Origin of the sequence: Pseudomonas asplenii, from assembly GCF_900105475.1 — a bacterium.
GTDB classification, from domain to species: domain Bacteria; phylum Pseudomonadota; class Gammaproteobacteria; order Pseudomonadales; family Pseudomonadaceae; genus Aquipseudomonas; species Aquipseudomonas asplenii.
Genome location: NZ_LT629777.1, coordinates 2,902,916 through 2,925,919 on the forward strand (window position 1 = coordinate 2,902,916; position 23,004 = coordinate 2,925,919).

17 protein-coding genes and 2 tRNA genes are annotated in these 23,004 nt (G+C 61.7%); 9 read left to right on the forward strand and 10 right to left on the reverse strand.

Annotated features, from left to right (window positions below; genetic code table 11):
• Window positions 1-5: 5 nt before the first annotated feature.
• The 5 genes from dinG to pdxH all read left to right on the forward strand — a co-directional run bounded on the left by dinG (window position 6) and on the right by pdxH (window position 7,847).
• A complete protein-coding gene (gene dinG / locus BLU37_RS13280; RefSeq protein ID WP_019361293.1) occupies window positions 6-2,150 on the forward strand; it encodes an ATP-dependent DNA helicase DinG in 2,145 nt (714 codons plus the stop codon).
• A gap of 138 nt (window positions 2,151-2,288) precedes the next feature.
• Entirely contained in the window at window positions 2,289-4,652 is a 2,364-nt protein-coding gene (locus tag BLU37_RS13285) for a beta-galactosidase (RefSeq protein WP_090205540.1), read from the forward strand.
• Between the two features lie 148 nt (window positions 4,653-4,800).
• Complete coding sequence (locus BLU37_RS13290; protein WP_010450525.1) at window positions 4,801-5,946, forward strand: EstA family serine hydrolase; 1,146 nt, start codon at window positions 4,801-4,803, stop codon at window positions 5,944-5,946.
• A gap of 110 nt (window positions 5,947-6,056) precedes the next feature.
• Window positions 6,057-7,145 (forward strand): OmpA family protein, encoded by a 1,089-nt coding sequence (locus tag BLU37_RS13295; protein WP_090205543.1) that lies wholly within the window; start codon window positions 6,057-6,059, stop codon window positions 7,143-7,145.
• A gap of 54 nt (window positions 7,146-7,199) precedes the next feature.
• Window positions 7,200-7,847 (forward strand): pyridoxamine 5'-phosphate oxidase, encoded by a 648-nt coding sequence (gene pdxH, locus BLU37_RS13300; protein WP_090205547.1) that lies wholly within the window; start codon window positions 7,200-7,202, stop codon window positions 7,845-7,847.
• On the opposite strand, the gene BLU37_RS13305 is transcribed toward pdxH, so the two are convergent.
• Entirely contained in the window at window positions 7,844-8,077 is a 234-nt protein-coding gene (locus BLU37_RS13305) for a hypothetical protein (RefSeq protein ID WP_029533505.1), read from the reverse strand. The genes pdxH and BLU37_RS13305 overlap by 4 nt on opposite strands.
• A 172-nt stretch (window positions 8,078-8,249) precedes the next feature.
• On the opposite strand from BLU37_RS13305, the gene BLU37_RS13310 reads away from it, so the two are divergent.
• Window positions 8,250-8,714, forward strand: a complete 465-nt coding sequence (locus BLU37_RS13310) for an outer membrane lipoprotein (protein WP_010450521.1) — start codon at window positions 8,250-8,252, stop codon at window positions 8,712-8,714.
• A gap of 85 nt (window positions 8,715-8,799) precedes the next feature.
• Here the strand turns inward: BLU37_RS13310 and nhaA are convergent, their stop codons facing one another.
• The gene (gene nhaA, locus BLU37_RS13315) at window positions 8,800-9,981 is read right to left on the reverse strand and encodes a Na+/H+ antiporter NhaA (protein ID WP_090205550.1); all 1,182 of its coding nucleotides are present in this window, start codon (window positions 9,979-9,981) and stop codon (window positions 8,800-8,802) included.
• Window positions 9,982-10,271: 290 nt separating this feature from the next.
• On the opposite strand from nhaA, the gene BLU37_RS13320 reads away from it, so the two are divergent.
• Entirely contained in the window at window positions 10,272-11,369 is a 1,098-nt protein-coding gene (locus BLU37_RS13320) for a PLP-dependent cysteine synthase family protein (protein ID WP_172833102.1), read from the forward strand.
• Window positions 11,370-11,507: 138 nt separating this feature from the next.
• On the opposite strand, the gene BLU37_RS13325 is transcribed toward BLU37_RS13320, so the two are convergent.
• The 4 genes from BLU37_RS13325 to rimO form a co-directional block, all read right to left on the reverse strand.
• The gene (locus BLU37_RS13325; RefSeq protein ID WP_090205556.1) at window positions 11,508-11,969 is read right to left on the reverse strand and encodes a YehS family protein; all 462 of its coding nucleotides are present in this window, start codon (window positions 11,967-11,969) and stop codon (window positions 11,508-11,510) included.
• Between the two features lie 49 nt (window positions 11,970-12,018).
• Window positions 12,019-12,729, reverse strand: a complete 711-nt coding sequence (locus BLU37_RS13330; RefSeq protein ID WP_090205558.1) for an rRNA pseudouridine synthase — start codon at window positions 12,727-12,729, stop codon at window positions 12,019-12,021.
• A gap of 131 nt (window positions 12,730-12,860) precedes the next feature.
• Window positions 12,861-13,310, reverse strand: coding sequence for a GNAT family N-acetyltransferase (locus BLU37_RS13335; protein ID WP_090205561.1), 450 nt, complete (start codon window positions 13,308-13,310; stop codon window positions 12,861-12,863).
• A 105-nt stretch (window positions 13,311-13,415) separates the two neighbouring features.
• Window positions 13,416-14,753, reverse strand: a complete 1,338-nt coding sequence (gene rimO / locus BLU37_RS13340) for a 30S ribosomal protein S12 methylthiotransferase RimO (protein ID WP_090205563.1) — start codon at window positions 14,751-14,753, stop codon at window positions 13,416-13,418.
• Between the two features lie 324 nt (window positions 14,754-15,077).
• On the opposite strand from rimO, the gene BLU37_RS13350 reads away from it, so the two are divergent.
• The gene (locus BLU37_RS13350) at window positions 15,078-16,976 is read left to right on the forward strand and encodes a potassium transporter Kup (RefSeq protein ID WP_010448663.1); all 1,899 of its coding nucleotides are present in this window, start codon (window positions 15,078-15,080) and stop codon (window positions 16,974-16,976) included.
• Window positions 16,977-17,044: 68 nt separating this feature from the next.
• On the opposite strand, the gene BLU37_RS13355 is transcribed toward BLU37_RS13350, so the two are convergent.
• The 4 genes from BLU37_RS13355 to BLU37_RS13370 all read right to left on the reverse strand — a co-directional run bounded on the left by BLU37_RS13355 (window position 17,045) and on the right by BLU37_RS13370 (window position 21,616).
• The gene (locus BLU37_RS13355) at window positions 17,045-18,331 is read right to left on the reverse strand and encodes a virulence factor family protein (protein ID WP_090205569.1); all 1,287 of its coding nucleotides are present in this window, start codon (window positions 18,329-18,331) and stop codon (window positions 17,045-17,047) included.
• Window positions 18,331-20,973: a bifunctional lysylphosphatidylglycerol flippase/synthetase MprF gene (mprF, locus tag BLU37_RS13360; protein WP_090205572.1), complete on the reverse strand. Its 2,643-nt coding sequence runs from the start codon at window positions 20,971-20,973 to the stop codon at window positions 18,331-18,333. Before mprF ends, BLU37_RS13355 begins: the two co-directional genes overlap by 1 nt.
• Window positions 20,974-21,242: 269 nt before the next feature.
• Window positions 21,243-21,319 (reverse strand) — tRNA-Met (locus BLU37_RS13365).
• Window positions 21,320-21,539: 220 nt separating this feature from the next.
• Window positions 21,540-21,616, reverse strand: a tRNA-Met gene (locus tag BLU37_RS13370).
• A gap of 288 nt (window positions 21,617-21,904) precedes the next feature.
• Between BLU37_RS13370 and dinB the strand changes: the two genes are divergently transcribed.
• On the forward strand, window positions 21,905-22,969 hold the full coding sequence (gene dinB, locus BLU37_RS13375) for a DNA polymerase IV (protein WP_019361289.1): 1,065 nt from the start codon (window positions 21,905-21,907) through the stop codon (window positions 22,967-22,969).
• Window positions 22,970-23,004 lie beyond the last annotated feature (35 nt).

The following is a 23,004-nucleotide window of genomic DNA, read 5'->3' on the forward strand; positions in this document are numbered from 1 at the left end:
GACTCATGATCAGCACCGAACTCAAAACCACGATCCAGGGCGCCTATTCGCGTTTCCTCGAAGCCAAGAGCCTCAAGCCGCGTTACGGCCAGCGTCTGATGATCGCCGAAGTGGCGAAGGTGCTCGGTGATATCGACACCGATGACGAAGGCCGCCGTGATGGCGAACCGGCGGTGGTCGCCGTCGAGGCCGGCACCGGTACCGGCAAGACCGTCGCCTACAGCCTGGCGGCGATTCCCACCGCGAAGGCGGCGGGCAAGCGTCTGGTGATTGCCACCGCGACCGTCGCGCTGCAGGAGCAGATCGTCTACAAGGACCTGCCGGACCTGATGCGCAACAGCGGGCTGAACTTCAGCTTTGCCCTGGCCAAGGGGCGTGGGCGCTACATGTGCCTGTCCAAGCTGGACATGCTGCTGCAGGAAGGCCACGCACAGACCGCCACGGCGCAGCTGTTCGAGGAAGAAGGCTTCAAGATCGAAGTCGATGAGGCCAGCCAGAAGCTGTTTACCAGCATGATCGAGAAACTGGCCGGGAACAAATGGGACGGCGACCGTGACAGTTGGCCCACCGCCCTGGAAGACGCCGACTGGGCGCGCCTGACCACCGACCATAGCCAATGCACCAACCGCCATTGCCCGAACTTCGGTCAGTGCTCGTTCTACAAGGCGCGTGAGGGCATGGGCAAGGTCGACGTGATCGTCACCAACCATGACATGGTCCTCGCCGATCTGGCCCTGGGCGGCGGTGCGGTACTGCCGGATCCGCGCGATACCCTGTACGTGTTCGACGAAGGCCATCACCTGCCGGACAAGGCCATCGGCCACTTCGCCCATTACACCCGCTTGCGCTCGACTGCCGACTGGCTGGAGCAGACCGCCAAGAACCTGACCAAGCTGCTGGCCCAACACCCGCTGCCGGGCGACCTGGGCAAGTGGATCGAACAGGTGCCGGAGCTGGCGCGGGAGATCAAGACCCAGCAGCAGTTCATGTTCAGCGCCTGCGAGCAGTTGGCCGATTTCCGCAGCGGCGAGGATATGGAAGGTCGCGAGCGGCCGCGCCATCGTTTTGTCGGCGGAGTGATCCCGGAGCACATACGGGAAATCGGTATCGAGTTGAAAAAGGGCTTCTCGCGCCTCAATGATCTGTTTACCCGCCTGACCGACCTGCTCAAGGAAGGCATGGATGGTGAAGTCAGCATCGGTATCACCAGCAGCCAGGCCGAGGAGTGGTACCCGTTGTTCGGCAGCCTGCTATCCCGGGCTCAGGGCAATTGGGAGCTGTGGACCGCGTTCACCGTCGAGGACCCCGAGGACAACCCACCGATGGCGCGTTGGCTGACCCTGGCCGAAAGTGGTGCGCTGTTCGATATCGAAGTCAATGCCAGCCCGATCCTTGCTGCCGATATGCTCCGACGCAACCTGTGGAATGTGGCCTACGGGGCCCTGGTGACCTCGGCGACCCTGACCGCCCTGGGCACCTTCGATCGCTTCCGCATGCGCGCCGGCCTGCCGAAAACCGCGGTGACGGCCGTGGTCCCCAGCCCGTTCCACCATGCCGATGCCGGTGTGCTGCGGGTGCCGGATCTCAAGGCCGATCCCCGCGATGCCAGTGCCCACACGGCGGCGATCATCCGTGACCTGCCGGAACTGGTCGAAGGCTCGCGCGGGTCGCTGGTGCTGTTTTCCTCGCGCAAGCAGATGCAGGACGTGTTCGACGGCCTGGACCGCGACTGGCGCAGGCAGGTGTTCATCCAGGGCAACCTGTCCAAGCAGGAAACCCTCAACAAACACAAGGCGCGGGTCGATGGCGGCGATTCCAGCGTGCTGTTCGGCCTGGCGAGTTTTGCCGAGGGTGTCGACCTGCCTGGCGCCTATTGCGAACACGTAGTCATCGCCAAGATCCCCTTCGCCGTGCCGGACGACCCGGTCGAGGCGGCACTGGCCGAGTGGATCGAGGCCCGTGGCGGCAACCCGTTCATGGAAATCGCCGTACCGGACGCCTCGCTCAAGCTGGTGCAGGCCTGTGGCCGCCTGCTACGCACCGAGGCGGACCGTGGGATCATCACCTTGCTTGACCGACGCCTGGTCACCCAGCGCTACGGGAAGGCTATCCTCAATGCCTTACCGCCATTCCGGCGGGAAATTTCTTGATGTGAGGTAGGTTAAATCGCCTATTTCGTTGTCTATGGATGGCGCTTTCGAGGGCCGCACGCATATCGCTCAGGCGCTTTCGTGCAGGCCCGGCGCCACGTAGGCCTTTGACTGGCCGATAGGGAGAACTGGATTCACATGATTCGCCGCACACTGCCCACCGTTTTTGCTCTGTTGTTCGCCGCGCCATTGCTGGCTGCGCCTGCCGGCCAGCAGACGCTGTTCAACTTCGTCCGTCCTGCCGATGTGGTGCAGGTGGTGACCAATGGTACGGATCTACCACAATCCAACGCCGAACAGACTGCAGAGGGCGAGGTGCTGCGTCGTGTCACCTTCACGCCTACGACTCAACCGAGCCTGCGCCTGACGCCACAGAGCGGCGCCTGGGATTGGTCGCAGTCCGGGGTGATGAGCCTGCGGATCCAGAGTGCGATGGATTGGGCCCTGACCCTCAACGTGACGATCCAGAGCAACGACGGCAAGACGCTGACCAGTCGCGTTGACCTGCCGGCCGGCCCGGCACAGACCCTGCTGGTGCCGTTGCAAGCCTTTTCCCCACTGAGCCAGGGGATGCGCGCCGGTCCGCCGATGCCGTTGACCGTGGACGGCCAGCGGGTGCTGCTGGCCAGCAGCGTGGGGGATCTGGATCGCAAGCAGGTGGTTTCGGTGACCTTGTCCATGGACAAGCCGAAAGTCGCGCAGAACATTCTGTTGGAACGGTTTGGCGTGCAGAACGGTGATGATGTGATCAAGGCCGCCTACAGCTCGCTGGTCGATGGTTATGGTCAGTCCAACCGGGCCAAGTGGCCGGAGAAGGTCAGCTCCGACGAACAACTCAAGAGCGCTGCCAGCCGCGAGGGGCAACAGCTCAAGGGCTGGCTGGCCGAGCGTGAGCGCAGCGGCCTGGACAAGTTCGGTGGCTGGACCAAGGGTCCGAGCTTCGAGGCCAGCGGTTTTTTCCGCACTGAAAAACAGGATGGCCGCTGGTATCTGGTGACGCCCGAAGGCCACCCGTTCTATTCGCTCGGGGTCAATACCGTGAGCGCCCACGACCAGCAGACCTACGTCGAGGGGCGAGAATGGATGTTCGGCGAGTTGCCCAAGGACGGTGAGCCGTTGGCCGCCTACTACGGCAAGGGCGATAACAGCGTGGCACTGGCTTCCAACGCCGGGCGTGCATTCAGCAGTGGCCGCTGGTTCGATTTCTATGGCGCCAACCTGCAGCGTACCTACGGCAAGCCTTGCGCCGAGCCCAAGGAGGGCGAGCCGAAGCCGCCGTGTGTCGAGGGTTTCGACGCCAAGCGCTGGCAGACACATACCCTCGACCGGCTGCAGGCCTGGGGTTTCAACACCCTCGGCAACTGGAGCGATTCGACCCTGGATCTGAACGAGCGGGTGCCCTATACCTTGCCGCTGTCGATCGTGGGTGATTATTCCAGTATCAGCACCGGCAGCGATTGGTGGGGCGGCATGCCCGACCCGTTCGACCCGCGTTTTGCCATGGCCACCGAGCGCGCGGTCGCCATCGCCGCCCGCGATCACCGCGACGATCCGTGGCTGGTGGGCTATTTCGCCGACAACGAACTGGCCTGGGCCGGTCCCGGTGATGATCCCAAATCCCGTTATGCATTGGCCTACGGCACGTTGCGCATGACTACCGACGTGGCGGCCAAGCGCGCCTTTCTCAAGCAGTTGCGTGACAAGTATCGCAACCAGCAGGGGTTATCGAAGGCCTGGGGTGTGGATATCCCGACCTGGGAGCAGATGGAGGACCCGGGTTTCGAGGCGCCGTTGCCGAATCCGGAGCATCCGCAAATCGAGGCGGACCTCCAGTATTTCCAGAAGGTCTTTGCCGATACCTACTTCAAGACCATCTCCGATTCGCTGAAATGGCATGCGCCGAATCATCTGTTGCTGGGCGGGCGTTTTGCTATCAGTACACCGGAGGCGGTGGCGTCCTGCGCGCAGTATTGCGACGTACTGAGTTTCAACTTCTATACCCTGCAACCCCAGGACGGCTACGACTTCGACCAGTTGCATACACTGGACAAGCCGGTCCTGATCACCGAGTTCAACTTCGGTTCGCGTGACCGTGGCCCGTTCTGGGGCGGTGTGACCGAAGTCGCCCGGGAAGAGGATCGCGGTCCGGCGTACGCGAACTTCCTCAAACAGGCGGTGAACGAGCCGTCGATCGTCGGGGTGCACTGGTTCCAGTATCTCGACCAGCCGGCCACCGGTCGCCTGCTTGATGGCGAAAATGGTCACTTTGGCCTGGTCGGTATCACCGACGTGCCGTTCCAGGGCTTTGTCGAGAGCGTGCGCAAGAGCAACCTGCAGGCCATCGAGTTGTTGGGCAAGGCCGCCGAGAAAGCCAAGGTGGATGCACAGCAGAAGGCGGCCAAGGGCATCGATCGCGATGACGCGGGTGGCAAGGGCCGTGCCGGCAGCGCTGGAGGGGAGGCTTCAGGGCATGCCGGTGGGCATTCCGGCAACGGCCACTGATCAAGTCGAGCGTTTTGCACTCACCCTGTAGCGTCTTTTCCTACAGGGTGAGAATAGGAATCGTCCGACCTGTGTCTGTTCCCAAACCGGATAATCGCTGAAACAATGCACTCCACTTTGTCAGGCGTTTGCCCGGGGGAATTCAAGGGTGCAGATTCAGGGTCATTTCGAGCTTCAATTCGAGGCGGTTCGCGAGGCGTTCGCGGCCCTCTTCGACGATCCCCAGGAGCGCGGCGCCGCGCTTTGCATCCGGATCGGCGGGGAAACCGTGGTCGATCTCTGGGCTGGTACCGCCGACAAGGACGGTGCCGAGGCCTGGCACACCGATACCATCGCCAACCTGTTTTCCTGCACCAAAACCTTCACTGCCGTTGCCGCCCTGCAACTGGTGGCCGAGGGCAAGTTGCAACTCGACGTTCCGGTCGCGCGTTACTGGCCGGAATTCGCGGCAGCAGGGAAAGAGCGCATCACCTTGCGTCAATTGCTCTGCCATCAGGCCGGCTTGCCGGCCCTGCGTGAGCTGCTGCCCCCCGAAGCACTTTATGACTGGCAAGTGATGGTCGATGCCCTGGCCGCCGAAACGCCCTGGTGGACGCCTGGTGATGGCCATGGTTATGCGGCCATCACCTATGGCTGGCTGATCGGCGAATTGCTGCGCCGGGTTGATGGTCGTGGGCCGGGTGAGTCCATTGCCGCGCGGATCTCTCGTCCGTTGGGGCTGGATTTCCATGTCGGCCTGGCGGATGAGGAATTCCATCGAGTAGCGCATATTGCCCGTGGCAAGGGCAATATCGGCGATGCGGCGGCCCAGCGCCTGCTGCAAGTGACCATGCGTGAGCCGACGGCGATGACCACCCGCGCATTCACCAATCCGCCGTCGATCATGACCAGCACCAATAAGCCGGAGTGGCGGCGCATGCAGCAGCCTGCGGCCAACGGGCATGGCAATGCGCGCAGCCTGGCGGGTTTCTACAGTGGTCTGCTCGATGGCAGCCTGCTGGAAGGGGAAATGCTCGACGAATTGACTCGTGAGCACAGCCTGGGGATGGACAAGACCCTGCTGACCCAGACCCGCTTCGGGCTGGGCTGCATGCTGGACCAGCCAGACCTCGCCAACGCCACGTTCGGCCTTGGCGCCAGGGCTTTCGGACATCCGGGGGCGGGCGGTTCGGTCGGTTTTGCTGATCCAGAGCACGATGTCGCCTTCGGTTTCGTGACAAATACCCTTGGGCCGTATGTCCTGATGGATCCGCGGGCTCAGAAGCTTGTACGGATTCTGGCCGGCTGTCTGTAGAATGCCCGCGATAAGCCCCAGGCCGGAACCCTGTGGCTTTTGTGTTTTCAAAGCATCTGTTTATACGGCCTCAGGGCCCTTGTACTTTCTATCTCATTTGTGGATCTCCAATGTCATCTAACAAGTCCCTCGCCCTGGCCATTTGCCTGACCATCACCGGTTGCGCACAAACTCCACAAAGTGCAGAGGGCGGCCACTGGTGGTCGTTCGGCTCGTCTGACAAGGTTGCCGAAAAGGATACCCCGGCGGCGCCGAACGCCGCGGCCGCTAGCCCCGCACCTGCCGCCAAGGACGCCGCACCTGCTGCCGCACCTGCCGCTGCCAAGGCTGAGGAAAAACCCGTACCCCTGGCCGTCGCGGTCGCCGCGGCGACCAACCCGACCCCGCCAAAGGAAACCCACTGGTGGTGGCCGTTTGGCGGTTCGGACAAGGCCAAGGATGCCGCCCAGCCCGCGGTCAGCCCGGTGCCGATGCCTGACCCGAAAGTCACCCAGGCCTGGCTCGATGAACACGAACCGCGCCTGCGTGCAGCGATCCAGGACACCTCGCTGAAGTTGGAGCGCCGCGAGAACGTGCTGGTGGTCATTGCGCCTATCGACGGCTTCTACAACCCCAAGCGCCCGGAAATGCTGCTGCCGGTGACCCTCGGTCCTTTCTCCAAGGTTGCCAAGACGCTCGAATCTGATCCGAAAACTGCAGTACTGGTGCTCGGCCACGGCGATAACAGCATGGCTGCCGATGCAGCCCAGGCCCTGAGCCAGCAGCGTGCCCAGTCGGTTGCGGCGATTTTCCGCCTCAGCGGTCTGCAGCGTGATCGTCTGATCCTGCGCGGCATGGGCTCGGTGATGCCGCGCGCTGCCAACGACAGCAGCGAAGGGCGGGCGTTGAACCGTCGCGTGGAAATCATCCTGACGCCGCAGAACACCATGGTGGCCCTGCTGAGCAAATACAGCATTCCTGCGCCTGCGCCGGTCCCTGCGACCCTGGTGGCGGCCAAGGACGTCCAGCCCGCAGCGCCGGCTCCTGCGGCGAAGAAAGCGGTAGCCGCCAAGGGCAAGGCTGCGTCGGCGAAGAAGGCTCCAGCCAAGGCTCCGGCTAAAAAGGCTCCGGTCAAGAAGGCGGCGCCAGCCAAGGCCACACCAGCCAAGGCCACGGTGGCGAAGAAGGATGCGGCGGCCGACAACTCGGCCAAGAACTGATCCGTGATTGATTGACCCGGGGCTGACTGCCCCGGGCGTGAAAGGGAACGCGCCATGACTCAAGCTCTTGCCGATATGCGCCGTGACTACACCCGCGACGGCCTCACCGAGGCTCAGGCCCCGACCGAGCCGTTCGCGTTGTTCCATCAATGGTTCGCCGATGCGGTGAAAACCGAACAGGCCCCGGTGGAAGCCAACGCCATGACCCTGGCAACCGTCGATGAAGAGGGTCGCCCGCATTGCCGTATCCTGTTGCTCAAGGGGTTGGACGAGCAAGGTTTTACCTTTTTCACCAACTACGAAAGCGACAAGGGCCGGCAACTGGCGGCTCGGCCATTCGCCGCCATGACGTTCTTCTGGCCAAGCCTGGAGCGCCAGGTGCGCATCGAGGGGCGGGTGGTCAAGGTGTCGGCACAAGAGTCGGATGCCTACTTCCAGGTCCGCCCGCTGGGCAGCCGCCTGGGCGCCTGGGCTTCACCGCAGAGCCGGGTGATTGCCGATCGCGGCGAGTTGGAGGCGTTGCTCAAGGCCACCGAGGCACGCTTCAGCGATACGCAGCCGGACTGCCCGGAGCATTGGGGGGGTTATCGTCTGCTGCCTGAGCGCATCGAATTCTGGCAGGGCCGCGCCAGTCGTCTGCACGATCGACTCGACTATCGCCTGGCGGGCAATGGCTGGAACCGCTCGCGCCTGGCTCCCTAAACGGGAAACTCTGCGGCGGCGGCCTCCAGCCAACGCTGCAGATCCCGACGCTTGACCTTCTGCGCCCGGGCGTCCTCGAGACGCTGCAGCATGAACTTTTTCCGTGCCTCGTTGTCTCCCGCTAGCGATAATGCGAGGTCGCGGTCCATCCAGCGTCTGGTTTTCACATACAGCCACCCGTGGAAATACAAACCGGCGGCGGTGGTGATGACAATGATGAAGTAATCCATGACGGTCCTTGTGCTGGGCGGGGAGGGTGCTTTACAAGCGCTACCCTGTCTCTGTTCTGATGTGCGCCGAGTCTGTACTGGTGCTGAATAAAAGCTATTTTATCCGCAGGCTGCCGTGACAGAGGTCAAGCCACGGAGTTTAATTGAACCATGTCCTTTTGGAGCTGCCCCCATGCGTAAGTCTGTTTTGTTGATTGCTTCCTTCTCCACTATGGCCATGCTGCTCGGTGGCTGCACCAACAGCCTGACCGGCGATACCTATTCCCGCGATGAGGCCCGTCGCGTACAGACCATCCGCCTGGGTACCATCGAATCCCTGCGTCCGGTACAGATCGAAGGCACCAACTCGCCAATCGGTGCGGGTGCCGGTGCGATCGTCGGCGGCGTCGGTGGCAGCGCTATCGGTGGCGGCCGTGGCAGCATCGTCACTGCTGTGATCGGTGCGGTGGCGGGTGGTGTACTGGGCAACATGGCTGAAAAAGGCCTGACCAAGACCCAGGGTGTAGAAATCACCGTGCGTGAAGACGACGGCAGCCTGCGCGCCTACGTTCAGGAAGTGGCGCCGAACGAAATCTTCCGTGTCGGTGAGCGCGTACGTATCTCCACCGTCGGTGGGACCAGCCGCGTTTCTCACTGATTTCTGCGATCAGCCTGTAAAAGAAAACCCCGGCCAGGGAACTGGCCGGGGTTTTCTTTTTGCCGGAACAGACGATGGGATACCTCTAGTGCTGGACTTTCCGCCGGCTGGCAATGGTCATGACCGCGTAGCCGATCAGCGCCGCGAGAATCGAGCCGGTGAGGATACCCATGCGGTCCATGCCAACGTAATCGCTGCTGCCCGCTACGAAGGCCAGGGATCCGACGAACAGGCTCATGGTGAAGCCGATTCCGCAGAGGATCGCCACGCCAAACACCTGGCCCCAGTTGGCACCCTGGGGCAGCGTCGCCATGCCCACCTTGATCGCGAGCCAGGTCAGGCCAAAGACTCCGACGGTCTTGCCGATCAGCAGACCGGCGGCAATGCCCAGCGGCACATGATGGGTGAAGCTCTCCAGGGTGACGCCCGTCAACGACACACCGGCGTTGGCGAAGGCGAACAGCGGCAGGATACCGTAGGCCACCCAGGGATGTAGCGCATGCTCCAGGCTCAATAACGGCGACGGCTCGGCGTTCTTCGTGCGCAGCGGAATGCAGAATGCCAGGGTGACGCCCGCCAGCGTCGCATGTACGCCGCTCTTGAGTACACAGACCCAGAGAATCAGGCCGACGATCAGGTAGGGGGCGAGCTTGATCACGCCCAGCCGATTCATGGCGATCAGTGCGAGCAGGCAGGCACCGGCCAGCAATAGCGAGAGCCCCGACAGTTCGCCGGAATAGAACATCGCGATGACGATGATCGCCCCGAGGTCGTCGATGATCGCCAGGGTCATCAGGAACAGCTTCAGCGACACCGGTACCCGCTTGCCCAGCAGGGCCAGCACCCCGAGGGCAAAGGCGATATCGGTGGCCATGGGGATTGCCCAGCCGCCCAGTGCGGTCGGATCGTCCCGGTTCAGGAACCAGTAGACCAGCGCCGGCACCAGCATCCCGCCGATCGCCGCCGCGCCCGGCAGGATCACCTGCGAAGGCTTGGATAGGTGGCCTTCGAGCACCTCGCGCTTGACCTCCAGGCCGATCAGCAGGAAGAACAGGGCCATCAGGCCGTCGTTGATCCACAGCAACAGGGGTTTGGCGATTTTCAAGGCGCCGACCTGGGCGACCACCGGAACCTCCAGCAGGCCGTTGTACAGGTACGACAGCGGTGAATTGTTGATAATCAGGGCCAGGGCTGCTGCGGCAATCAATAACAGACCGCTGGCAGCTTCCAACTGAAAGAACCGTGTGAAAGTGCTACGCAGAGGCAAGGTTTGCTCTCCATGAGTGAAAGTCAAAAGGTGGGACACCCTAACCCGTACTGTTAGGTGTTAAAACAAAAATTATATTCTTATTTGTTATAAGCAGGAGATAGGAGGATCAGTCCATGGGAGCCTAGCAGTTGTCTCTCCAAATGGCTGGTCACTGTATCTGTGCACCGGGTAGGAAAATTCCTATAGTTGCTGTCGAGCGGGCCTTTCGGCTTGTTCTTGTCGTGGTTTCTCAGTTATTGCTTCACCCCTCCGCCAGCGCCTGCGTGCGCCCGTTACAATGAGTATTCATCATGAGCGATAACCGACAGTGGGCCCGGGAAGCGATCCGGATCATCGAGGCCGATTTCCAGCGTAGTGCCGATACCCACCTGATTCCCCTGCCATTGCCGGGGTTGCCGGGCATCGAGTTGTATTTCAAGGACGAGTCCAGTCATCCCACGGGCAGTCTGAAGCATCGGCTGGCGCGTTCGCTGTTCCTCTATGCGCTGTGTAACGGCTGGTTGAAGCCGGGCGCACCGGTGATCGAAGCGTCCAGCGGCTCCACGGCCATTTCCGAGGCCTACTTCGCCCGCTTGCTGGGGCTGCCGTTCATCGCGGTGATGCCGGCGACCACCTCGCAGGAGAAGATTGCGCAGATCGCTTTCTACGGCGGCAAGAGTCATCTGGTACAGGACCCGACGCAGATCTATGCCGAGTCCGAGCGTCTGGCACGGGAAAGTGGCGGTCATTTCATGGATCAGTTCACCTATGCCGAGCGGGCGACCGACTGGCGGGCGAACAACAACATCGCCGAATCGATTTTCCAGCAACTGCGTTTCGAACGGCATCCGGAGCCGAGCTGGCTGATCTCCAGTCCCGGCACCGGCGGCACCACGGCGACCCTGGGACGTTATGTGCGTTACCGTCAGCATGCGACCCGGGTGCTGTGCGCCGATGCCGAGCGCTCGGTGTTCTTCGAGTACTACCAGACGGGAGATGCCAGTCTGCGCCTGGAGTGCGGTTCGCGGATCGAGGGTATTGGTCGGCCACGGGTCGAGGCATCTTTCCTGCCCAAGGTCATCGACGCGATGGTCAAGGTGCCTGATGCCTTGTCGCTCGCGGCCATGCACTATCTGGCACGCCGCCTGGGACGGCGGGTTGGCGGGTCGAGCGGGACCAACCTGGTCGGTGCGCTGATGGCGGCGCGGCAGATGGTCGAGGCGGGCGAGAGCGGTTCTATCGTGGCAATTCTCTGCGATGGTGGCGAGCGTTATGCCACGACCTACTACGACGACGCGTGGCTCAGGGCCCAGGGCTATGAGCTGGATGAGTTGATCGGGCAGGTGGCGGCCAGTGTCGAGCGGGGCGAGGCGTTGCCCGAGAGTGTATTGCGCGCGCGAATCTGAGTGGGCAGCCCGCGGGTTGGCGGGCTTTTGTCGCAGTAAGCCAAGGGACTTGTGGTGCTGGCGGCGGGTTTGGGGGCACTGTGTGCCCCAGCGCGGGCAAGCCCGTTCGCCACAAGCGTTCGCTTGTCTGCCTGGGGCTTAGTGGCGAACGCGCAGGGTCAGGCCCTTGAGGAAGTTGCGCAGCAACTGGTCGCCACACGGCCGATAGTTGTTATGGCCGACCTTGCGGAATAGCGCGCTCAGCTCCGGCTTGGAAACCGGGAAGTCGACGGACTTGAGAATCGCATGCAGGTCGTCTTCCTTGAGTTCGAAGGCTACCCGCAGCTTCTTCAGGATGATGTTGTTGGTCACCGGCAACTCGACTGGCAGCGGCGGACGGCTGTCGTCCTTGCCGCGCTTGAAGATCACCAGGCCATCGAGGAAATAGGCAATGACCTCGTCAGGGCAGTGCAGGAAGCCTTCTTCCTCGTCCTTTTTCAGGTAACTGACGATATCGTTCCGTGAGGCTTCGAAACCGGTCAGCTTGATGATGTCGGCGACCTTGGCATCGCTGATATCGAGCATGTAGCGCACGCTGCGCATTACGTCGTTGTGAATCATGTAGACAGTCCTGGGTGGTAAACGCCGCGTCTGGATGGCGGCGTTGAAATTAAAACTTTTCCTTGGGCGACAGGTAGCGCCATTGGCCGACCGGCACCTTGCCGATGGACACACCGCCAATGCGAATCCGGCGGATGGCCACGACTTTGAGGCCGACAGCTGTGCAGAGTTGGGCAATCAGCCCCGGCTGCGGATTTTTCAGTGCAAAGCGCAGACGGTTTTCGCTCTGCCAGCTGACCTTGGCCGCCGGCAGTTCGCGGCCCTTGATGGTGAGACCGCGGCCGATCCGCTCAAGGCCATGTTCGATCATCTGGCCGGCGACCTCGACGACGTATTCCTGCTCGATCTTGGCGGCGTCTTCGGTCAGCTTGCGCAGTACTTTCCAGTCCTGGGTAAAGACCAGCAGGCCGCTGGCGTTGGCCTGCAGTTCGGCTGCCGAGTTCAGGCGCAGGAAATGTCCACGCAACGGTCGCTTGCCAAAGCTGTGTTCCTCGCAGAGGCTGGCAGCGCTCAGCAACTGGCGTGCGCTGTCCGTATCGAGACCGGCTGGCTGGTTCAACAGCAGGGTCACCGGCTCGGGAGCGGTGGCCTTGGCATTCGGGTCCAGCTCGACCTTTTGGCTGTCGACTTTGAACTGCGGCTCGTCGATGACCTCGCCGTCGACCGTGACCCAACCGCCCTCGATGAACAGCTCGGCCTCGCGGCGCGAACAGCCGACCAGCTCGATAAGGCGTTTGGAAAGGCGAATGGGTTCAGACATGACTGCGGCCGTAACGAAAAGGGGGGCTTATTGTACCTGCCTGGCGCCGCTCGCGTCCGGCAACATTTGTTGTCGTTGGCCTCCCTGGTGGGCGGGAGACGTCTCCTACACAGAGCATTGCTGTTTCTGGCTCAGCGCTTGAGCTGCAGATGCAGTAACGGATAGGGCTGGCCCAGGCCATCGTGCTCCGAACGCCCGACCACCTCGAAACCCTGTTTGAAATAGAAACCGATGGCTTGCGGGTTCTGTTCGTTGACGTCCAGTCTGTCGGCGTTCAGGTGGTCGATCGCGTACCACAACAACTGCTTGCCCAAGCCCTGCCCGCGTTGCTCCGGGGCGATGAACAGCATCTCCACCTTGCCTGCTGCGACCCCGGCAAAACCGCTGATCCGCTGGCGGGCGTCGCGAGTGCAGATCAGCATCACCGCGTCCAGGTAGCGGGTCAGCAGCAGGTTTTTCAGTTGTGCGATGTAGCTGTCCGGAAGGAAGGTGTGGGTGGCACGTACGGATGCTTCCCAAACCTCGGTCAGTTCCGGGTAGTCGTTGGGTCTTGGGGTGTAAATCGCGGAGTGCTGGTGCATGTCGCCGTTCCTCGTCTGGCGCGTGGCTTGTGGTTCAGCCAAACGATAGTCGTAAAAAAGCCCCGCATCGGGTGGAACGAGCGGGGCTTTTTGACTTTATACGGCTTACAGGGCTTCGGCCCAGAGGTCGTATTCGTCGGCATCGGTCACCCGGCACCAGATCTTGTCGCCCGGCTTGAGGTCGCCAGCACCGTCGATGAAGACGTTACCGTCGATTTCCGGTGCGTCGAAGAAGCAGCGGCCCACGGCGCCATTCTCGTCGACTTCGTCGATCAGCACTTCGATTTCCTTGCCGATGCGCTGTTGCAGGCGGGCCGAACTGATGGCCTGCTGGTGCGCCATGAAGCGCTCCCAGCGGTCCTGCTTGACGTCGTCCGGTACCACGTCCAGGCCCAGGTCATTGGCCGGGGCGCCTTCGACCGGCGAGTACTGGAAGCAGCCAACGCGGTCGAGCTGGGCTTCGGTCAGCCATTCGAGCAGGTACTGGAAGTCTTCCTCGGTTTCGCCGGGGAAGCCGACGATGAAGGTCGAACGGATGATCAGTTCCGGGCAGATCTCGCGCCAGTTCTTGATCCGTGCCAGGGTCTTGTCCTCGAACGCCGGGCGCTTCATGGACTTGAGCACTTTCGGGCTGGCGTGCTGGAACGGGATGTCCAGGTACGGCAGGATCTTGCCGGCGGCCATCAGCGGGATCAACTCGTCGACGTGTGGGTACGGATAGACGTAGTGCAGGCGCACCCAGACGCCGAGGGTGCTGAGGGCCTCGCACAGTTCGGTCATGCGGGTCTTGACCGGTGCGCCGTTCCAGAAACCGGTGCGGTATTTCACGTCGACGCCATAGGCGCTGGTGTCCTGGGATATCACCAGCAGTTCCTTGACGCCGGCCTTGACCAGGCGCTGGGCCTCGTCGAGCACATCGCCAACCGGGCGGCTGACCAGCTTGCCGCGCATCGACGGAATGATGCAGAAGCTGCAGCTGTGGTTGCAGCCTTCGGAAATCTTCAGGTAGGCGTAGTGGCGCGGAGTCAGCTTGATGCCTTGCGGTGGCACCAGGTCGATCAGCGGGTTGTGGTCCTGGCGTGGTGGCACCACTTCGTGCACCGCGTTGACCACCTGTTCGTATTGCTGCGGGCCGGTCACCGCCAGTACGCTCGGGTGCACGTCGCGGATATTGCCTTCTTCCACACCCATGCAGCCGGTGACGATGACCTTGCCGTTTTCCTTGATCGCTTCACCGATCACTTCCAGTGACTCGGCCTTGGCGCTGTCGATGAAACCGCAGGTGTTGACCACCACGACATCGGCGTCCTGGTAGGTAGAGACGACGTCATAGCCTTCCATGCGCAGTTGCGTGAGGATGCGCTCGGAGTCAACCAGAGCCTTCGGGCAACCAAGACTTACGAATCCGACCTTGGGATTGGCCGGCGCGGTGGGGGTGGACATGTCTAACCTCGGTTGGTGTGTCAGGTCGTTCGGCGACTTTGTCAATCGGCGACGACGGGCGCTTGGCGCGCCTCTGATCAAAAAGTGCGCAATTCTAGCGGCGAGCGAAGCACTTGAACAGCTTTATGCAGGGAAATGCGACGAGTGCTGCGCTATGCTTCGCCGCGTTGCGGTTTGGTGTCACTTTTTGTTTCAAATTACCGACAAAAGATTGAGCATCTGCAACTGTAAGAAAATCAGCGCATGCTGCTGTGACATGCTGAACTGAAAAAAGAATAGTGCTTCTTTGAAGAAGCCCCGGTCCGAGTTGTGGGGGAGTAGTTGATGGGTCAGGCAGTGAGTCAGGCACAAGCCGGGCACTCGGTGGCAAAACCACTGGGCATGCTGGTTGCCGCTGTGGGGGTGGTGTACGGCGATATCGGCACCAGCCCGTTGTACACCCTCAAAGAGGTGTTCACCGGTGGTTATGGGGTTCAGGTCAATCACGATGGGGTCTTCGGAATCCTCGCCCTGATTTTCTGGTCGCTGATCTGGGTGGTCTCGATCAAGTACGTGTTGTTCATCCTGCGGGCGGATAACCAGGGCGAGGGCGGGATCATGGCGCTGACGGCGCTGGCGCGACGCGCATCGTCGTCCTATCCGCGGTTGCGCTCGGTACTGGTCATTCTCGGGCTGATCGGCGCGGCGCTGTTTTACGGCGACAGCATGATCACGCCAGCGATCTCGGTACTGTCGGCGGTGGAGGGCTTGGAGCTGGCCTTCGACGGCCTGGAGCATTGGGTGGTGCCGTTGTCGCTGGTGGTGCTGGTGGGGCTGTTCCTGATCCAGAAACACGGTACGGCGAGTATCGGCAAGCTGTTTGGGCCGGTGATGGTGGCCTGGTTCCTGGTGCTGGGGCTTCTCGGTGTGCATGGCATCACTCAGCATCCCGAGGTGCTCAATGCGCTGAACCCGATGTGGGGTGTGCGTTTCTTCGTCGTGCACCCCGGCATGGGCGTGGCGATTCTGGGCGCGGTGGTGCTGGCGTTGACCGGTGCCGAGGCACTGTACGCCGACATGGGGCACTTCGGTCGCAAGCCGATCGCTCGCGCCTGGTTCGCCCTGGTATTGCCGGCGCTGGTGCTGAACTACTTTGGCCAGGGCGCCTTGTTGCTGGAGGACCCTGAGGCCGCGCGCAACCCGTTCTACCTGCTGGCGCCGTCCTGGGCGCTGATCCCGCTGGTGGCGTTGTCGACCCTGGCCACGGTGATCGCCTCCCAGGCGGTGATCTCCGGTGCCTTCTCGCTGACGCGTCAGGCGATCCAGCTTGGCTACATACCACGCATGTACATCCAGCACACGTCCAGCGCCGAGCAAGGGCAAATCTACATCGGTGCGGTGAACTGGACGCTGATGGTCGGGGTGATCCTGCTGGTGCTCGGCTTCGAATCGTCCAACGCACTGGCTTCGGCCTACGGCGTTGCGGTGACCGGCACCATGCTGATCACCAGCATCCTGGTGTCGGCGGTGATGTTGCTGCTGTGGAAGTGGCCACCGATTCTCACTGTTCCGATTCTGATCGGCTTCCTGCTGGTGGATGGGCTGTTCTTCGCCGCCAACGTGCCGAAGATCGTTCAGGGCGGCGCGTTCCCGGTACTGGCGGGGATCGTGTTGTTCGTGCTCATGACCACCTGGAAACGCGGCAAGGAGCTGCTGGTCGATCGCCTTGACGAAGGGGGCCTGCCACTGCCGATCTTTATCGGCAGTATCCGTGTGCAGCCGCCTCATCGTGTGCAGGGAACGGCGGTGTTCCTCACCGCGCGTCCGGATGCGGTGCCCCATGCCCTGCTGCATAACCTGTTGCACAACCAGGTGCTGCACGAGCAGGTGGTGTTGCTCACGGTGGTCTACGAGGACATTCCCCGGGTTCCGGCCCAGCGCCGTTTCGAGGTGGATGCCTACGGTGAGGGCTTCTTCCGGGTGATCCTGCACTTTGGTTTCACCGATGAGCCGGACGTACCGCAAGCGTTGAAGCTGTGCCATCTCGACGAGCTGGATTTCAGTCCGATGCGTACCACCTACTTCCTCAGTCGCGAAACCGTGATCGCGTCGAAGATCGTTGGCATGGCGCGCTGGCGTGAGATGTTGTTCGCTTTCATGCTGAAGAATGCCAACGGCAACCTGCGTTTCTTCAAGCTGCCGGTCAACCGGGTGATCGAGCTGGGTACCCAGATCGAGATATAATGCCCCGAGTATGAAAAAGCCCCCGTTGCCTTGCGGCAGCGGGGGCTTTTTAGTGGGTGGGCGTTGGCTTATTCAGCCTTGGCCTTGTTCTGGCGCTTGTCGATCGCATCGATCAGGCGCTTGGCCAGCGCCGGGTAGTTCTCGTCGAAGTGATGGCCGCCAGGCAATTGCAGCGCCTCGCCGACAGCGGTCTTGGTGGTGCAACCACTTTCGTCGATCTCTTCCTTGCCGTAGATACACAGCACCTTGGCCGCTGGCAGTTTGGCCATGTCAGGACCGGTATCCAGTTCCATGCCAGCCTTGCCCAGCCAACCGTCGACATGGATCTCGAAGCTGCCGCTGCGGGCGAAGGCCAGCAGGATGATCGCGTCGACCCGTTGTTGCTCGGCTTCCGGCAGGTGATTGTAGATCGCCGGCAGGACGTCCGCGCCAAAGGAGTAACCGGTCAGGACGAAGCGCTTGGTGCCCCATTTCTGCCGATAGTGCTGCATCAGTTCGGTCAGGTCGACGGCGCTCTGTTCCGGGCTCTTGTGCTGCCAGTAGTAGCGCAGGGTGTCGATGCCGACCACCGGGTAGCCCATCTTCGCCATTTCACCGGCGACATCGCGGTCCAGATCGCGCCAGCCACCGTCGCCAGAGAGGAACAGGGTCACGGTATCGGTGGTTTGACCGGCAGGGACTTCGACCACCGGGATGCCCAGGCCACCGTTCTCGTTGCCCACCAGCATCTTGCGCAGTTCGTTGTTCAGTACCTGCGGCAGATGAATGTCGTAGTCACTGATGCTGGTCTCGGCGTTGGGTTGATCGCGTACGAAGGCCGCACTTGGATCGTCCGGGCCGTCGTTCCAGGCCACCAGCCAGTGCCCATGGGCTGCCGACTTCGGTACCGGTGTGCTGCAGCCCGGCTGCTCGAGGGTGAAACCGACCGAGATGGCCTGGGCCTTGTCGTTAGTCTGCGTAGCCAGCCAGTTCCAGGCCAGGGACGCCCCCGGGCCAATGCCGGTGACCACGGTCGCCGGGCCCTTCAATTGCTGCATGGCCGCATCGAGTGCCGCCTGCTGCAGTTTGCAGTCGTCCTTGGGCAGGATCACCTGGACGATCTGTGCCGAGCCGCCACGACTCAGGGCTGCCAGTTGTTTGTCGCTCAGGGCGTCTTCGGCGAGGGTGGCGACGATGACCTGCGCCTTGGGCGAGGTACCCGGGATCAGCCGGGTGAGGGGCGAGCCATCAGCCTGGCTCAGGTGTTCGAGGGTGGGTTCCGGCGCGGGACGGTTCCAGAACCAGTAGCCGGCGCCCGCGAGCGCGACCAGTACCACCACGATTATCAGTAACAACCGCCAGGAGCGTCGAATCATCAGCGTTTCACCAATCCAGTCAAGCCGCCCGCGATCAGGGCGGCGGTATCGGCCAGGGCTACCAGCGGATCGAGTCCGGCTGGCACAGCCATGTAACGGGGTTCCCAGTCAGGCTGGAATTTGTCTTTGAAGCGACGCAGCCCCTGGAAGTTGTAGAGCTGCTCGCCGCGTTGGAACACCATCGAGCCCAGGCGCTGGGTCAGTGGGGCCCCGCGCCGGGGTTGCAAGCCGGAAAGTGGCACCATGCCGAGGCTGAAGCGGGCATAGCCTTGATGCTTGTAATGTTGAATCAGGCCGACCATCAGGAACTCCATGGTCAGCTTCGGTGCATCGGGGTGCGAACGCATCAGGTCGAGGCTGGCCAGTTCATGGCTGTGGGTCTCGAGCAGGTTGGCGAACGCCACCGGACGACCTTCGAAGTGGATGATCGCGACACGGAAGTGGTTGATGTAGTCCGTGCTGAAGCGGCCCAGGGAGAAACCTTTCTCGCGAACGTTCTTGCCGGTCAGCCAGGCGTCGGAGATTGCCTTGAGCTCATCCATCGGAGCTTGCCCTGGCTCGTAGATCTCCAGGGACAGGCCGTCGCGGCTGCCACGGTTCCAAGTGTAGCGCAGGTCCTTCATCTCCTTGCCCTTGGACTCAAGGTCAAAGCGCTTGAGGTCGACCCGTGCTTCTTCGCCGAGCTTGATGGCGGTCAGGCCGATATCCATGTAGTACGGCAGGTTTTCGGCGCGTACCTGGTAGAACACCGGACGGGCATGGTGGGTGTCGCACAGGTCGCGGAACTGCCAGATCAGTTCGGCACGCTGACGTGCCGGACCGATCGGGTCGTACAGCGCCACCAGGCTGCGGCCGCGGCGGGCATACATCAGGAACGCGGTATCGGTGGGGTGGAACAGGAACGCCTTGTCGCCGGTCAGTGCCAGGCCGCCATCGGGCTGGTCGGAAGCCAGCAGGATCTTTTGGGCGCGCTCGAGTTCTTCATGATTGGGCTGATGGATCACCGGGCGTTCGGTGCGCAGCAGCCAGGTCAGCGAGACCACCACCAGCAGCACCGCAGCTCCCAGCAGCGAGCGCAGGCCACGCGGGGCGTCACCGTCCAGTGCGAACTGCCACCAGAGTTCGTGGCTGTAGGGAACGTCCTGGTAGGCGAACAGCAGCAGCCACACCGAGGCGCCCAGCACGCACAGGCTGGCCACCAGATACAGCGGCGAGAACGGCAGTTCGGTCAGACGGCTCGGACGGTAGAAGGAACGTCGGAAAACCCCCAGCAGACAGGCAGTGGCCGTCAGCATGCTGGCTTCTTCCCAGTCGAACCCCTTGAGCAGCGAGAGCAGGGCGCCGACCAGCAGCAGGATCATGGTCAACATCCAGGCGGCCGACAGGCGTCGGCGCAAGCCTTGTGCCAGCAGCAGGCACAGGACACCGACCAGGCTGGCGCCGAAGTGCGAGGCATCGATCAGGCGATCCGGCACCAGGAAGTCGATACCTTCCAGGCGGGTGTCGATTTCCGGAGTGGCACCGGAGAACAGCAGCGCCACACCGGAGAGGAATACCAGCACCGCGAGGATCGGCGCGGCCATGCCGGAAGCTACTCGCATGCTCTGGCGCGAGGCGATCAGGCGCTGGGCCTCGGTGCTCAGCAGCGCAAGGCAAGCCAGCAGCAACGGCAGCAGTACATAGATCAGGCGATACAGCAGCAGTGCGGCGGCCAGTGGCGCGGCACCCAGTTCATTGGTAAAGGCGGCCAGCAGAATCGCTTCGAACACCCCGACGCCGCCGGGCACATGGCTCAGCACCCCGGCCGCCAGGGCCAGCAGATAGACCAGCAGGAAGGCGCCGAACGGTGGAGCTTCCGGCAGCAGCAGGTAAAGTACGGTGGCTGCGGCCGCCACATCCAGCGCGGTGATGACCAGTTGCAGCAGGGTCAGGCGGGCGCTGGGCAAGCGCAGGGTGCGGCGGCCGACCTTGACCAGCAGGTTGTTCGGGATCGGTTGTTCCGGCAGGCGCCGACGATAGATACCCAGTGCCAGCAGGCCGGACAAGCCCAGGATCACGATCGCGATGCCGCCCAGCAGATAGGCGTGCAGATGCAGGGCTTCGGCAGCTGCGGGCAGGTTGCTCAGGGTAGCAAGAGCCGCAAGTGGCGGCAGTGCGCAACCCAGCGACAGGCTGGCGAACAGGGTCATTCGTGCGACTTCGGAGGCGCCCAGGCCGTTGCGGGCGTAGAGACGATAACGCACCGAGCCGCCGGAAAGCAGGGACAGGCCAATCGCATTGCCAATGGCGAAAGCGGTGAAGCCACCGAGCATCAATGTCTTGGCCGGTAGCTGGACATTCGCGTAGCGGCTGGCTGACCACTCGTAGCCCAGTAGAATGATGAAACCGATGACTGTTGCCGCTACCGCCCCCCCCAGAGCGGGCTTGGGTACGCTGAGGATCGAGTCGTGCAGGGCATCCAGATCGAGCTCCATCAATAGATGACGGCAGGCGATCAGGGCAATGGCAAACAGCAGCAGAGTGATTGCCAGACCGACGGATTGGCGATATTTGCTCAACAGATCCAGCCAGCGCAAACGAGTGGCTGCAATCGGTGGTATCGCTGTGACGGAGTCTTGTGGTTCAGACGAGTTGGCGCGCATCAATCACCTCTAGGATTGTGCGCGACAGGATGGGGGTATCCAGCCAAGTTACCAATCCCTATGGACAAATAATTACAGATATTAACGCGTCTCGCCGCTTTGCGGCGACCCACGCCCCGGGGCTTTTGTAGAGGAAGTTTGTTGCGAATTCAGCATAGCCTGTGCAGCCATTGACTCTGATTTGCGTCGAGGGTTCGCGCTGTTTGTAGATAGGGCTTTTTCTGCGGATACAAAAAAGGCCACTCTTTCGAGTAGCCTTTTCTGCTGTTTGGTTGCGGGAGCCGGATTTGAACCGACGACCTTCGGGTTATGAGCCCGACGAGCTACCAGGCTGCTCCATCCCGCGTCTGTGAGGCGGCATTCTACAGCCCAATGACGTAGTGTCAACCGTTAATGGTCCGTGTGGTCAAAAAAATGCAAAATAGTTGAAAATGACCGCTCTGTTTCCGTAAGTCCCAGGCACACAAGGTTTTTTGAGTGGGGAGGTGATCGAGAGGGGAGGGAGGTCGAGTAGAAACAATAGGCAACAAAAAAGGCCATTCTTTCGAATGACCTTTTCTGATGTTTGGTTGCGGGAGCCGGATTTGAACCGACGACCTTCGGGTTATGAGCCCGACGAGCTACCAGGCTGCTCCATCCCGCGTCTGATGGGGTGAATTCTACAGAGATCCGCGAGGCTGTCAAACCCTAAATCTAAAAAACCTCTTTATTGTTCAAATGCTTAGACCCAACCTAGGATCCCTCGGGGGGCTCGAGGCTATGCCAGGCAAGGCTTTCAGCTCTATTGCGCTCAGGGGTTCGATTGAAAAAATAAATTCACATTGGCGATCTGCGCTCCTCCCCATCGAGGATTCAAAGCACTGGTGCTATATACAGTAAGGGGTGCGATACTGATTACACATGACGTACTTGTCTTAAGAACCTGTCCTACATGACGCAACGCAAAATCATCCATGTCGATTGTGATTGCTTCTATGCCGCCATCGAGATGCGCGACGATCCGAACCTGGCCGGTCGGCCAATGGCGGTGGGCGGGTCGGCGGATCGGCGTGGGGTGATCGCCACCTGCAATTATGAGGCTCGGGCATTTGGCGTGCGTTCCGCGATGTCCTCGCGGCACGCGTTGAACCTGTGCCCGGATCTGGTGATCGTCAAGCCGCGGATGGATGTCTATAAAGAGGTCTCGAAGGAAATCCAGGCGATCTTTCGTGACTATACCGAACTGATCGAGCCCCTTTCGCTGGATGAGGCGTATCTCGACGTTTCCGATAGCCCGCACTTCGCCGGCAGTGCCACACGTATCGCCCAGGATATCCGGCGTCGTGTCTCCAGGCAGTTGCATATCACGGTCTCGGCGGGGGTAGCCCCGAACAAGTTCCTGGCGAAGATCGCCAGCGACTGGAAAAAGCCCGATGGACTGTTTGTGATCACTCCGGATCAGGTGGAGGACTTTGTCTCTGGCTTGCCGGTCAGCAAGTTGCACGGTGTCGGCAAGGTCACGGCGGACAAGCTCGGGCGCCTGGGCATTGTCGACTGCTTGCAGTTGCGCGAGTGGAACAAACTCTCGCTGGTGCGTGAGTTCGGCAGCTTCGGCGAGCGCTTGTGGGGGCTGGCGCGTGGGATTGATGAGCGACTGGTACAGAACGACAGTCGGCGGCAGTCGGTCAGTGTGGAAAATACCTATGACACCGATTTGCCCGACCTTGAAAGTTGCCTGGAAAAGCTTCCTGAACTGATGGAAACCCTGGCTGGGCGCATTGCTCGGCTGGACAGCAGTTATCGACCCGGCAAGCCGTTCGTCAAGGTCAAGTTCCATGACTTTAGCCAGACCACCCTGGAGCAGGCGGGCGCGGCGCGGGATCTGGAGAGTTATCGGCAGTTGCTCAGCCAGGCGTTCGCCCGGGGTGGCAAGCCCGTGCGTTTGCTGGGAATCGGGGTGCGTCTGCAGGACTTGCGCGGTGGGCATGAACAGTTGGAGTTGTTCAGCCGTCTTTAATGCAGCGAAAGGGCGGGGCCACTGGTGGCTAGGGG

Coding starts and splice junctions, on each gene's coding strand:
- dinG (WP_019361293.1), top strand. CDS start 6: ATGATCAGCACCGAACTCAAAACCACGATCCAGGGCGCCTATTCGCGT.
- BLU37_RS13285 (WP_090205540.1), top strand. CDS start 2,289: ATGATTCGCCGCACACTGCCCACCGTTTTTGCTCTGTTGTTCGCCGCG.
- BLU37_RS13295 (WP_090205543.1), top strand. CDS start 6,057: ATGTCATCTAACAAGTCCCTCGCCCTGGCCATTTGCCTGACCATCACC.
- pdxH (WP_090205547.1), top strand. CDS start 7,200: ATGACTCAAGCTCTTGCCGATATGCGCCGTGACTACACCCGCGACGGC.
- BLU37_RS13305 (WP_029533505.1), bottom strand. CDS start 8,077: ATGGATTACTTCATCATTGTCATCACCACCGCCGCCGGTTTGTATTTC.
- BLU37_RS13310 (WP_010450521.1), top strand. CDS start 8,250: ATGCGTAAGTCTGTTTTGTTGATTGCTTCCTTCTCCACTATGGCCATG.
- BLU37_RS13325 (WP_090205556.1), bottom strand. CDS start 11,969: ATGATTCACAACGACGTAATGCGCAGCGTGCGCTACATGCTCGATATC.
- BLU37_RS13330 (WP_090205558.1), bottom strand. CDS start 12,729: ATGTCTGAACCCATTCGCCTTTCCAAACGCCTTATCGAGCTGGTCGGC.
- BLU37_RS13335 (WP_090205561.1), bottom strand. CDS start 13,310: ATGCACCAGCACTCCGCGATTTACACCCCAAGACCCAACGACTACCCG.
- rimO (WP_090205563.1), bottom strand. CDS start 14,753: ATGTCCACCCCCACCGCGCCGGCCAATCCCAAGGTCGGATTCGTAAGT.
- BLU37_RS13350 (WP_010448663.1), top strand. CDS start 15,078: ATGGGTCAGGCAGTGAGTCAGGCACAAGCCGGGCACTCGGTGGCAAAA.
- BLU37_RS13355 (WP_090205569.1), bottom strand. CDS start 18,331: ATGATTCGACGCTCCTGGCGGTTGTTACTGATAATCGTGGTGGTACTG.
- mprF (WP_090205572.1), bottom strand. CDS start 20,973: ATGCGCGCCAACTCGTCTGAACCACAAGACTCCGTCACAGCGATACCA.
- dinB (WP_019361289.1), top strand. CDS start 21,905: ATGACGCAACGCAAAATCATCCATGTCGATTGTGATTGCTTCTATGCC.